The 13525-nt window shown below is 26.2% G+C and carries 12 protein-coding genes; 5 read left to right on the top strand and 7 right to left on the bottom strand.

Features of this window, described 5'->3' with window-relative positions; all coding sequences use genetic code 11:
• Positions 1-202: 202 nt before the first annotated feature.
• Together MBCUT_RS06480 and MBCUT_RS06485 are read right to left on the bottom strand one after the other, a co-directional pair.
• The gene (locus MBCUT_RS06480; RefSeq protein WP_067259871.1) at positions 203-490 is read right to left on the bottom strand and encodes an iron-sulfur cluster assembly protein; all 288 of its coding nucleotides are present in this window, start codon (positions 488-490) and stop codon (positions 203-205) included.
• Positions 491-1254: 764 nt separating this feature from the next.
• A complete protein-coding gene (locus MBCUT_RS06485; protein WP_067259872.1) occupies positions 1255-2163 on the bottom strand; it encodes a DUF5591 domain-containing protein in 909 nt (302 codons plus the stop codon).
• A gap of 590 nt (positions 2164-2753) precedes the next feature.
• Here MBCUT_RS06485 and MBCUT_RS06490 point away from each other — a divergent pair.
• Positions 2754-3380 (top strand): hypothetical protein, encoded by a 627-nt coding sequence (locus MBCUT_RS06490; protein WP_067259873.1) that lies wholly within the window; start codon positions 2754-2756, stop codon positions 3378-3380.
• 317 nt (positions 3381-3697) lie between these two features.
• Here the strand turns inward: MBCUT_RS06490 and MBCUT_RS06495 are convergent, their stop codons facing one another.
• The 5 genes from MBCUT_RS06495 to comA form a co-directional block, all read right to left on the bottom strand.
• Positions 3698-5458, bottom strand: coding sequence for a thiamine pyrophosphate-dependent enzyme (locus MBCUT_RS06495; protein WP_067259874.1), 1761 nt, complete (start codon positions 5456-5458; stop codon positions 3698-3700).
• Between the two features lie 674 nt (positions 5459-6132).
• A complete protein-coding gene (locus tag MBCUT_RS06500; protein ID WP_067259875.1) occupies positions 6133-6612 on the bottom strand; it encodes a TIGR00295 family protein in 480 nt (159 codons plus the stop codon).
• 370 nt (positions 6613-6982) lie between these two features.
• Complete coding sequence (gene tfe, locus MBCUT_RS06505) at positions 6983-7504, bottom strand: transcription factor E (protein WP_067259876.1); 522 nt, start codon at positions 7502-7504, stop codon at positions 6983-6985.
• 601 nt (positions 7505-8105) lie between these two features.
• A complete protein-coding gene (locus MBCUT_RS06510; RefSeq protein WP_067259901.1) occupies positions 8106-8984 on the bottom strand; it encodes a coenzyme F420-0:L-glutamate ligase in 879 nt (292 codons plus the stop codon).
• 175 nt (positions 8985-9159) lie between these two features.
• Positions 9160-9933, bottom strand: coding sequence for a phosphosulfolactate synthase (gene comA, locus MBCUT_RS06515; protein WP_067259877.1), 774 nt, complete (start codon positions 9931-9933; stop codon positions 9160-9162).
• A 688-nt stretch (positions 9934-10621) separates the two neighbouring features.
• On the opposite strand from comA, the gene MBCUT_RS06520 reads away from it, so the two are divergent.
• The 4 genes from MBCUT_RS06520 to MBCUT_RS06535 all read left to right on the top strand — a co-directional run bounded on the left by MBCUT_RS06520 (position 10622) and on the right by MBCUT_RS06535 (position 13524).
• The gene (locus MBCUT_RS06520) at positions 10622-11197 is read left to right on the top strand and encodes a pyruvate kinase alpha/beta domain-containing protein (RefSeq protein ID WP_067259878.1); all 576 of its coding nucleotides are present in this window, start codon (positions 10622-10624) and stop codon (positions 11195-11197) included.
• 356 nt (positions 11198-11553) lie between these two features.
• Positions 11554-12699: a cell division protein FtsZ gene (gene ftsZ, locus MBCUT_RS06525; RefSeq protein ID WP_067259879.1), complete on the top strand. Its 1146-nt coding sequence runs from the start codon at positions 11554-11556 to the stop codon at positions 12697-12699.
• Positions 12700-12962: 263 nt separating this feature from the next.
• A complete protein-coding gene (locus MBCUT_RS06530) occupies positions 12963-13142 on the top strand; it encodes a hypothetical protein (RefSeq protein ID WP_067259880.1) in 180 nt (59 codons plus the stop codon).
• A gap of 136 nt (positions 13143-13278) precedes the next feature.
• Complete coding sequence (locus MBCUT_RS06535; RefSeq protein WP_067259881.1) at positions 13279-13524, top strand: DUF6364 family protein; 246 nt, start codon at positions 13279-13281, stop codon at positions 13522-13524.
• Position 13525: the final 1 nt, after the last annotated feature.

Below are 13525 nucleotides of genomic sequence, written 5' to 3' on the forward strand. Positions count from 1 at the left end.
AGATAAAATTAAAGCTAAATTCAACATTTGGATTTCATCATATATAATGCTTTCGATTGATATAATTGATATGATTAAGACATAATTATTATATAATATTAAAAATTAGTTTCATAGTCTTGTTATTTAATTAAGACTATGAGAATATTGTGTATTAAAATTAAATTGATATAGATTGATTATTTTTTTTATTAGTCGGAAATTAAGATTTATTAATCATTTCATTAATTGAATCTGCCATAGTATGTCCTTCAACAATAATTTCCACTTTTTCAATTCCATCAACAGATAGAGCTTGGGCTTTAGCATCTGCAGCCATACGAGTCACACTCATACAACCTGGATTTGTAGGTTTTATGATAATTTTTGCAGTACTACCATCAACATCAATATTTTGCACAATTCCCATTTCCACTATGCTTACTCCCATATGTGGATCTTTAACTTTAGAAACAGCCTCTTTTACTTTATTTGTTAAATCATCTGACATTTTATTCCTCACTTTATTTCTTTTGATTTTATATTCACTTTAAGATAATAATTTTGGATCTTTTTAAATTTATTTTTTAATTATTTTTACAATTTGCTTAAATAATTACTATAAAATAAGTACTAATGATATTTAAATTTATTTTTTTTAATTATTTACACAACTTAATAGTAATTATATGGTTTATTCCATTTATATTATTTTTGTCAATTTGTATTATTTTTATTAAATTGGTATGGTTTTTGTAACTTATTTTCTAATTTTATTTATCATTAAAGATATATGATAAAATTTTTAAATATCATATAAAAATAATCATATCACATTTTGTTTTAATTATATTTATATATAGCTATTTTATCATTTAGATATTTTAAGGATAAACTAGGTATTTTCAAGATTTATATTATTTAAATTTTCAATAACCATTTTAAACCATTTTATTTTAAAAAATAAGTGATTTAATTGGAATTTATTATATTTAAAACTCATTTAGACTTTTTAAAAATTGTATTATGAAATAAATATTTTCAATAAAAAATTTTATTTTTTAAAAATAGATGAAAATTTATTTTCTATTTATATTCCATTATCTATTTATTTTCTATTTTTATCTATTTTCTATTTATATTCCATTATATATTTATTTTCTATTTCCATTATCTTCTATTTCTTTTTATTTTTAATATTATATAATAACTATGAAAGGGTTTTTAGAAGAATAACTGGTAATTATTAGTTATAATGATCATCATTTTTTCTTATTATTTTTTTCTGTGCCTTATTCGAACAGCTATTCCATTTTTAAGTTCTTCCATTTCTTTTCCATTTAAAATAGCTTTTCCAACTCCAACCACTTCCCCATTTCTAGTTATTACAACTTCATCTTTTGGAATTATATCATGATCTGCTTTTGAAACTCCTGGGGCAAATAAAGTGTTTGTTTTCAGATCAAAATCTATTTCAACTACTTTCAATCCAATTTCAGCTAATTTTTTCCCACCTTCAAGGTTAAGGGAATATAATCCAATATCTCTGTTTAAAAGAGCTAATTGTTTACTATCTGAAAATATTTTCCGATGATATTTTCCTTTAGCTACAACATCATCGGGAATTAAATCTTCGGCTCCTTGACCAAATTGGTAAATAGCTATTGATCTAAGTTCATTTAATACTTTTTCACGTCTTTTAATTTTCTTATATTTTTTTAGTTCTGTTCTTAGGTTATAAATTGAATCAGCCGATGTAGGTTTTCCTTCTTCAGCTACGTAAGTACATTCATCAAGGTATTCTCTACACACATCTTCATATCCTCCAGAAACATTAGCTATTACTTTTTTATCTCCAACATAATTTTTAAGAAGTTCACCAGCTATTTTTTTCTCTTCATAACTCCAATCTCCAGATACTGCAACATCATATGATTGAATAGGATAAGTATTTTCCATTTCTCTAGGACATATTCCAAAAGGAGAGGTTAAAATTAGCTCCTGATATCCTTTCGTACCTCTTTTGAATTTTTGATGGCTTTTTGAATTGGAATAAGGTTTTTTCATACTACAAGGAAGAACAATAACAACTTCTCCTAGAGGTTTCATTAATTCCATTCTTTTTCTCCATCTAACAACCTCTGGTCGGTATAATGATTCTTCACTCGAACATATAACTTTCATAGGGGATCACACAAATTTTTCTTTATTTTTAATCTATTTTTAATTTTTAAGCAATATTTGTATCTTTCATATACATTATAAATATAAGTTCCTATATTTTATTCGAACCTGTAATCATAATCAAATACCTAACAACTCAAAAACTTAAATTAGCTAATAAATAAATACTAAAATTTAAATAAAATGCATTACAATATATAATAAAGGAATTAACAAATTATTAGATGAAATAATAGACTGAGATTCAAATTATTATTTTACTAATATAACTAAATTTAAAGGAATAGGGATATTTGAACAAATGAAACAAAACAAAGGAGAACATATGGGAGAAGTGGTTAACTTTCGATTATTAGATATCAATAGCTATGATCTAAGTTTTGAAAATTAAGACTTTGGATATTTTTAGAATATTGTATTTGTTGCCAAGGTTTGGAAATTCTTTTGGAAATTCTTATTTTAATCTAGCTTATTTAATCTAAAATAGTGTTATAACTGTTCACTGGGATTGTTGTAGGTTTATGATTCAAGTTGGATGGAAGACGATTGATATTAAATATTATTTATGAATAACAACTTGGTGTTTTAATATGTATTACATTTTATATGATTTCTATTTAATAATAAATCATCTTTTAACAAATTATGGGGTAACATTTGCAGATTTAGAAAGTGCGGCAGCTTTTATGACAGCTTTAGCTGTATTTGCAACTCTTTATCTCGCTCGAAAGGATTCACAAAAACTTAATAGTGCTAATGTAATAGCTCATTACATGAACCATAAGCATGCTATCTATCTAGTAGTGAAAAATATTGGATCAAGTGAAGCTTATAATGTGAAAATATACTCAAAACAAGCAGATCGAATAACTAATAATAAACCACTTAAATCTTTATTAAATAGGGAAATTCAGATAATGCCTGCGCAATTACGAATAGTTACACTTTTAGATTCTGGAAAAACAGAAAATAAAGAACTTGACTCAGATATATCCACATATGAAGTAACAATTGAATTTACTGACATTTATAAGGCAAAACATAAAAAAAATTATAGAATTAATCTTGATATGATTCGCAGTATGACAGTTACTGGTGATTATGAAGATACAGTAGAAGAGGGATTAATAAACATCAAAAATTCTTTAAATAAGTCTAATGAAGAAATTAAAGAACTCAAAGAATCTTTAAAGTACATCAGTAATGAAAAGAGATAGTTTCACAAAATTCTTTAAATAAGTCTAATGAAGAAATTAAAGAACTCAAAGAATCTTTAAAGTACATCAGTAATGAAAAGAGATAGTTTCACAAAATTCTTTAAATAAGTCTAATGAAGAAATTAAAGAACTCAAAGAATCTTTAAAGTACATCAGTAATGAAAAGAGATAGTTTCACAAAATTCTTTAAATGATATTATTGATGAGAATAAATAATTATTTCTTATAAAGACCTTTGAATATCCTTTAAATTGAATTATTGAACAATTACCTTTATTTATCAATTGTCTTGGCTAACTAATTCTAATCTTGTATTTCTAATCATAACTATTAGGGTCTGTTTCAATATTAATTATAACAGGACCTTCAAGTTCAAATGCTTCTTTAAAAGCCTTTTTAAGCCCATTGGAATCATTTGCAGTTAAACCTGTCCCTCCACAGATATTAGCAAATTCTGCAAAGTCACAATCTTGAAGATGAGTTTGCCAATTATTATATTTTTCAGCTTTTTGCTCTTGCATTATCATTCCAAGTTCATGATTGTTGAAAACAAGGACTTTTATAGGTAATTTATACTTCACAGCAGTTAAAAAATCTCCCATAACCATTCCAAATCCTCCATCTCCAGTTATACAGATGACTTGTTTTTTTGGGTCGACGATCTGAGCTATTAAAGCTCCTGGAAGTCCAAAGCCCATAGTGCCTAAATAACCTGACATAACTAATTTTTGTTCAATTTTCATAGGATAATTTCTTCCAACTCTCCATCCATTTTCACCAACATCTAGGGATATGATTGCATCATCATCAATGTAGTTAGCAAGTTCTCTCATTATATATGGGAATTTTAAAGGAGTTTTATTTGGGTCTGCTTCATTGGATAGGGTTTTATTCCATTCTTCTTTTAAATTAGCTATTTCTTCTAGATAACTTTCTTTATTTGAATCCTCTACTTCATTTATTATTTCTGGCACAACTTCTCCACTGGTTCCAACTATTCCCACTTTTATGGGATGTCTTTTCCCAATCACCATAGGATCAACATCTATTTGTATGGTTGGTTTTTCTGGAATACCTGTATTGTCTGAAAAAGATGCCCCTATTACTATAAGCAAATCAGAATGGTCAGTTAGATACATTGCAGAACTTGATCCAATTTTCCCATGAGAACCAACATAACAGGGATGGGCATCATCAATCACAGGTTTTCCTTTAAAAGTTGTGGCTATTGGTGCAGATATTTTTTTAGCCAATTTTTCAATATCCTTTTTATTTTCTAATGCTCCAAAACCTGCAATTATAACCGGGCGTTTTGCAGAATTTATAAGAGCAGCTGCTTTTGTGATTTCATTTTTAGGGGCTGTACCTGATAATGTAGCTATTCTCCCTTCAATATCTATTATTTCATCGTCACATCGTTCCTTTTGAATGTTTTCAGATACTGCAATGTGTGCGACTCCTTTTTTAATTAAAGCATGTCTCATAGCAAAAGTGATTAATTTGGTGGTTTCATCTGGATGGGTTATTATTTTATTATAAACAGATATAGGTTCAAAGAATTCTTGCTGATTTATTTCTTGGAATGATTTTGTTCCAATTAATTCTCTTGTTACATAACCAGTAATAGCTAAAACAGGAGATCTGTCTTGTTTTGCATCATATAGACCAGTAGCTAAATTTGTTGCACCAGGACCAGTAATGGTTAAGCATGCAGCTATATTCCCAGTTAATTTTCCATAGGCTGATGCCATTAACGCAGCTGTTTGCTCATGTCTCACTTGAAAATATTGAATATCTTTATTTTTTCGTAATGCCTCAACTATTCCTAGTGAAGATGTTCCAGGAATTCCAAAAACGTATTTAACTCCCCATGCACTAATTTGTTCTATAATAATATCAGAAACTGTTTTATAAGACTCCTTTGATTTTTCTCTTTTTAGTTCTTCTATTTCTATAAATAGCTTTTTTGAAGCATTACAGATGGGACATTTCCAATCCTTTTGAATGTCTTCGAAAACCACTTTTTCTTCTGTTTCATCGTAAATATAATTACATACTTTACATCTATACTTAAACATCAAATCCCCTTGTTATTAGTTCTTTAACAATTTAATGAGCTATTACTAAATAATAAGTAATAATTCAATTCTACTAATAAAATATATGTATTTCATTTTATTTAAATTTCTTGTAAAGCATTTAAACTTTATTTATTATTTAAAATTATGATAAAAATTGTTATTTCATACTTAAAATCTTTTTAAGTTCTTTTTCTATTGTTAGTTTCTTATTAGTTTTCAGATTTTATTTTTGACATCTAAAGAGAAAGTTTTTGATATTACTAGTAATGTTATTTATATGATTTCATCAGACCTTTTCAATCTTAATAATAAATTTAATTAACATATATGTTTTAACAATGGTTTAGTTAAGATATTCTATTAAAAATAATCTAATTATTAAACTTTAAGAAAATATTAAACTCTAATAAAATAAAAATAATAATTACAATATCAATTACTTATAGGATAAATAGGATAAAATAAGATAAATATTATAAAATAGGATAAATAGGATAAATATGATAAGATAAATATGATAAAATAAGATAAATGTGGTAGAATGATTATAGATATTTTCCTAGTAATAAATAAATAGATCAATGTAGCTAATTTTCAATTATTTATAGTATTTATAAGAAGTATTAGTATGAAGGTGTTGTTTATTTTTGATGTTTGTTAATTAGATTATCTCAGTGCAGAAGTTCTTTATGTGTTTTTTTTAGTCGAGCTATTGCTTCATCAGAATTAGGAATTCTTTTTTCCCATTTATTTATCACGAAGTCAATATCTACTTCTTCTGAGCCATTAATTAGATTATCACTATGGGAAACAATTTTTTCTTCAATTGTGGCAGGCAAATAGCTTTTTTTTGGAAGTCCTAATTCAACAGCTTCTTCTTCTGTTATTCCAGCTCCAACATGTCTTTCGATTATTCTCCCTACGTCTTTTGAAAATCCATTTTCAATAGCTAATTTTGCTCCTATAATGCCATGACAAATAGTATTAGTCTTGCTGCGGCCAATGTCATGTAGTAGGGATGCTTCTTTTATTAAATCTATATCAGCATCTTCAAAATTTTTAGATATTTCCATAGCTTTTTTATATACGGCTATGGAGTGATTTATAACCCAATCTGGACACCCTTCTTTTTTTAAAACTTTAACTGGCATAAAAACACTTCTATTATTAATAAATTTTTGGGAAAGTTATTATTTATCATAATCTTTGCCTATTATGTAAATTTAAATAATTCATTAAAATTAGTTAAGGATATAATTTATTAGTAATTAGGTATTATTGATTAAAAGCAGTTATAATATTTCAAAACAACTTAGATTAAGCATATTCAAATGACTTAGATTAAGTGCATCAATAGATTAAAATAAATCTTAATATAGTTAGAATAGTCAATTAATTAAATATTTGAAAGAATAGTAAAAATAATATGCATTGTCACTAGATTGAATATTATACTCACTGGGATGAATAATCTATTCATGGACTAATTTTTAAAGAATTATAAAAATAATGTTTGAAGAATTATTTAGCATTTCCTGTCTTAATGAACGAATAAGATTCTTCATATGCTTTAATTTCTTCTTTTATCCTTCTAATTATATTGTCGTTTTCTTCAAATTTAGTTTCTTCCCCACAATCTGGACATACGAATCCTTTTTCGGATGCTTCATCAAAAGTAAACCTTGAATGACCACTAGGACATACAAAATACATATTTCCTTCTTCAACATCTAAAAGTTGTTTTAATTTACCAATTCTATTGGTTGCTTTTTCTTCTAATTGATTCATTACATTACTAGAATCAAATTCCCATGCATATGTGTACCATTGAGTTTCAGGATCTTTACTTCGTTTGTAACTAGCTAATCCTGAGTCATAAAGTTTATATAGGACTTTTCTAACGATGTTTAGCTTTATTTCAGTTTTTTCAGCTATTTCTTCATCAGTTGTAATGCCATTTATCAAACACTCAACTATGCACATATTTTCTTCTTCTTGGATAATTCCATATAATAATTCTTGGACTAATGGATTTCTTAACATTTATTCAATCCTCTTCTCTTTAAAAAGTCATTATAATATTATATTAGTAGGTGATAAATTCCACAAAAAACTTCTAGAATCATCTGTGGATATATTTATCACAATATAAAATAATATTTAATGATACTACCATATTATTTTTTGATGGTAATAGTGTGTTCTTCATACAATATAAAATTAATTATAGTAATACTATTTTTGTTATTATAATGTTTAATGGTAATTCAATATTAACTAATCATTGTTATAAAATGATTAAAGAAATTCAATGTTCTCAGTTCCGTTAATAAAAATAGCATATTCACTATATTTTTAATAAATTCAATATTAAAAGCATACTTTAAAAATAAATATCTCAAAAACTATACTTTAAGAATAACTATCTAAAAAATTAATAAATTTAAATAAGATAACTAATATTTTTATATTATCAATACATATATTATGTAACTCATAATATTTATAGTTTTGTATTTCTACCATTATAGTTTCATACCTATAATATGAAATAATTTTATACTTTTTGTTTTTGTACTATAGTTTGGTCCTTATAATACATAAATAATTTTGTATTGTGAATATTATAATTTTTTAAATCTTATTATGGTTCTGATCTTTTAATTTTTCCTATTTCAGATTTTTGCTTTATTTTTTTTTCTCTTATAATGACTGCAGGCGTATGATTAATAGAGTTTAAATCTTCTATTGTAACATTATCTTTATCACTTCCTAAAACTTTACTAACACTATGTATGGTATCCATATTAGTTGATAGCTGTTTTTGGTAGTCTTCAACTATATTAGCTATTTTTAAAGCTTTTTCAATACTTATTTCCATTGAACTTCCAAGAGGCGTAGATCCTACATTTTCAAAAAATTGGCCTAAAATATAAGCGATTACTCCTTTGTTAGATTTTATTGGGTAAATAGCTGTAGGAAGTCCAGTAAAATATGTATCTCCTCTTTTATATGTTGCATCAGTATCAATTATTAAAACATTAACATTTTTAGAGGATGAGTCTTGAATAAATTTAGCTATTTTTTTAGCTACTTTCATAGGATTTTCTGGAAGTAATGAAACAAGAGTTCCAGGCGCATTGCTTAAATCTATGCCTGCTTCTGAAGCGGGTTTTAATGCATGTTTCAATCCATATAATTGTAAAACAACTTCTTTATGCCTTTTTGACTCTTCAGGAAGCTTTCTTAAATTTTCAATAGTCCTTTTTTTAATTCCAAGAAGGGGTCCAAAAAAATAACCCCAAATATACTTACTCCATATTATTGCTAAAAATTTAGCCTTTAATCCAGGTTCATAATCCATTTCATCCACTACCCTTCCTTGAGAAATAGCTATAGGAGTTTCAGATATTACTAAATAATCATTATCTTCAGCTATATCTAAAACAGGATGAAGTATTTTATCTAAATTTTCATTTGGTTCAATATAATCTGTTTCAATAGGAATAATAATATAATCCATTTTTTCTATATATTTATACTTGTATTTTCCTTCAGGGTTAGATTTAAATTTAGATTCAGTTTCAGTAAAATATCTAGACTTTAGATCACATCCTTTAATATCTGATGATTCATCTAAATGATTTTTTATTTCTTTATTTAAATTTTTAACCATGTATATCATTAGTTTAGGAATTTTATTCTAAAAGTTCGATAGTATCTCCTCTAAGTCCACGGCGAATTGTTTCAAGAGATATTATTTCTTCTGAGGATATGTTGCCAAGATTAACATCATTTCCAACTTTAAGCACAAAATAAACTTGCTGATCTTTGTTCGGAGCTTCCCATATTATTTTATCAGAGGGTAAATTATTTAAAATGGAATCAACTTCTTTATCCTTAGCTATTCCTTTATCATCAAATATTCCTATGCTTTTTCCACCTTCTCGAGCTTCAATTATGACTTTATCTGATCCTGAACTAATTTCGGCCTTTATTAACTCAATTCTCTCATCTAGATCAATGTCTGCATCTTTTTGAATATCTTTCTTTCCTACTTCAGATAGAACATAAAATCCTTCATTCTTTGCTTGAGTTATGAATCCTAATTTTTCTTCGTGAGGTATATCTATTGAACCATCAGAAATCTCAATAGCTTCAAAGCCCATATCTTTAGTTTCTTTGAAAAATTCTTGTGTTTTATTTTTCATATAAGCTATTTCAAATAATGTTCCACCTGTGTAAGGAATTATATCAAATGATTTATACATTTCTATTTTTTTTTTCACTACATCTCTATCTTGAACCATTATGGTTCCCCATCCAAATTTCAACAGATCCACGTATTCTCCAGAAATTTCCATCAAACTTTTTGCTGTTTCATAGCCAAGACCCTTGTCCAATACCATTGTAATTCCAGTTTTCCGTGGTTTATCTCCCCTTTCTGGAAGAAGAAAATCAAAACACTTCAAGTTATCACCTTTAAAATCATCATTGTTATATTTATATTCTTTTTAGTATTTAATAATTTTATTATAATTTATTAATATCTCGTTTATTACGATCATATACTTCATTTATTTCATGATTATTCATTCAATAGTAATTGCTTTCATTTTAATTCAATCATATTTATTTAGATTATATAAATTAATAATAACTTAACGATAGCTTAATATTAAGTTAATAATAGATAATAATAGCTTACTATTAGCTATAATTTACTATTAACTTGCTATTATGATTTTAATTATATTTTTATATTTTATTTTTAATTTTATTTTTAATTTTATTTTTATATTTTATTTTATTTTTATATTTTATTTTTAATTTTAATTTTATTTTTATTTAATTTTCATATTTTATTTTTAATTTTCTTATTGTTCATAAATTTTAAATTAATGAATCATTTTTTTCAAGATAATGAAAAAATCAAAACAAATATAAACATATAATTTAGTATATATAATTACTAGAAATCCTTAATAAATAATTAACTTTAAAAACCTAATATGACTCACTAATAGCTATAAAAGAATTTATGGGGAAAATAAAACTAATAACATCCTATAATCCAGTTTTAGTATTATTAAAATTCTTGTCTATTAATAATTATGGTGGGGCAGGTTTATACATCTAGGAATTATAAGGAGAGGTTTTATGGAAAAATCAATAAACTATTTTGAGAATCCTGGTAAGGAAAATACGGATGAATTAATTAAATTAGTTAAAAAACGGTTATTAGGATCTAATATTAAATATATAGCTATTGCATCTGTTTCAGGAGAAACTGCGTTGAAATTAGATGATGCTTTAAAGGGTGAGTTTGATGATATTGTTATTTTGAATGTTACTCATCACGCAGGATTTAGAGAAAAAAATAAAATAGAAATTTCAAGTGAAGCTATAGAAAAACTTGAAAAAAGAGGAATTATCACTTTTGTAGGATCTCATGCACTAAGTGGGGTTGGAAGAGGGATTTCAAATAAATTTGGTGGTGTAACTCCTGTTGAAATTATTGCTGAAACATTCAGAATCTTTTCTCATGGAATTAAAGTATGTGCAGAAATTAGTATCATGTTAGCAGATGCAGGCTTAATTCCAGTTGATGAAGAAATACTAGCTATTGGTGGTAGAGCTACTGGATCTGATTCTGCAGCTATTATAACTCCGGCTAACATGACTAATGTATTTGATATGAGAATTCATGAAATAATAGCTATGCCTAGGGAGTAATTTTTAAACAATTATCAATAATCATGCTAAAATGTATATTTAAATAAGTTTTAGATTTTATAATTCAATATTTATATTCAATATTATATAGTTTATAAAATAAATTCTTATCAATAATGGATATTCTTAACTTCACTCATATTTAGCAACAATAATAATTTAATTGGAATTTTTTATTAGATTTTAAGATTAGATTATAATTAAAAAATATAGTTCATATCCATGATTTGAATATTTGAATTTAAGAATTTCAGATAAAATTTTTATCTAATATCTGAATTTATATGATTTAAACCAGTGCATTTAAATATAACTTATTACAAATCAATTAACATATTATAATGTGGGGTTATGAAGTGAAATTTATAGATGATGCAATAAAAGAATCTGAAAAAAGGATGGAAAAAGAACATCCAACAAGGATATCAGCAGACATTGATGATGATCTAAGAGGTTGGATGGAGCAAAGTCGTGCTAAAATTTTTGTAGTTGGAGCTGGTGGAGCTGGAAATAATACAGTTTCTAGATTAAATGCAATTGGGATTGAAGGGGCAGATACTGTAACTGTCAATACAGATGCTCAAGACTTATTCTACAGTCAATCTTCTAAAAAGCTTCTCCTTGGTGAAAAGACATGTGGTGGTCTCGGCGCAGGTGGAAATCCTGATGTTGGGGAAGAATGTGCTGAAGAAAGTGAAGATGAAATAAGGGATGAACTTGATGGTGCAGACATGGTATTTGTAACCTGTGGTCTTGGGGGAGGAACTGGAACCGGATCAGCCCCAATTATTTCTAAATTGGCTAAAAAAGCAGGAGCATTAACTGTTGCTGTAGCTACAATGCCATTCTCTGCTGAAGGTATCAAAAGAAGAGAAAATGCGGAAAAAGGTTTAGAAAAACTACAAGAAACAGCTGATACTGTTATAGTAATACCTAATGATAAATTACTAGAAGTAGCACCTAATCTTCCTTTAAATAAAGCTTTCATGGTTTCAGATGAAATATTAGGAAGGGCAGTAAAAGGAATAACAGAATTAATTACTAAACAAGGTTTAATTGCTCTTGATTTTGCAGATATTAGAAGCATCATGCAAGGCTCTGGAATGGCTATGATTGGTATGGGAGAATCTGAATCTGGAGATAGGGCATTAGAATCAGTTCATGAAGCTCTTAACAGCCCATTACTTGACTTAGATATTTCGGATGCTAAAGGTGCGTTAATTAATATATCTGGTAGTTCTGACTTAACATTACATGAATCTGAAAAAATCGTTCAGATTGTTGCAGATAGATTGGATCCAGAAGCTAATATTATTTGGGGAGCTCAAATCGATGAAAATTTACAAAACGTTGTAAGAACTACAATTGTTGTTTCTGGAGTTAAATCTCAATACATGTATCCTGAAAGAGGTATTGAAAGAGTAGATGTAAATCAAATAACTAATGCTCCTTCTGAAGTAGAATCTGATCCTTTAGAAGACTTTATTGATGGAACTTTCTAATAATATATTTAATTCCATCTTTTCTTATTTTATAATATTATATTTACTTCCTTCTTTTCTTATTTTATAATATTATATTTACTTCCTTCTTTTCTTATTTTATAATAGTATGTTTAATTCCTTCTTTTCTTATTTTATAATATTATATTTACTTCCTTCTTTTCTTATTTTATAATAATATATAGTAATTTAATTTTCATTGATATTGAAAGTTTTCTAGTTTTAATTCTTTCTTATTCATTCTTAATTTTAAGGATTAAAATTTGATATTATGGATTTTAGCTATTTTTCACTATAGACAAGCATTAGATGGTACTTTAGTTAATCCTATTGGTTTTTTTGATAACTTAATCTATATAGTTATGTTAAACAATGATATAAAAGAAATAATTAGTTTTGATAAGGATTTTGATATATTTGAAGATATAGGAAGAATAGGATAAACCTTTACATGTGTGTTAAATATTCAAGAAAATAGTTAAGATTTAATAATTTATTTTTATATCTTATGTAAGGTAATATTTATATATTATAAACCATATAGTAATATATACTTACAAAAAATAGGAGATAATGAAAATGCAAAGCAAAGTTAAAACAACTTTAAATTTAGATACTGATATTCTCAAAGCTATTAAAGTAGTAGCTTTAAATAAAGATACAACACAGACAGAAATAATAAACGAATACTTAAAACAAGGATTAAAAAATGAGCCAGAAATTAACACAAAAAATAAATCATTAAAAGATTTAATAGGGATGATTGAAGTTGATGAGCCGTTTAATAGTGTTGAAGAAGTCAGAAAATTAAGAAACAAGGAATAAT

Origin of the sequence: Methanobrevibacter cuticularis (genome assembly GCF_001639285.1) — an archaeon.
Taxonomy (GTDB): Archaea; Methanobacteriota; Methanobacteria; order Methanobacteriales; family Methanobacteriaceae; genus Methanobaculum; species Methanobaculum cuticulare.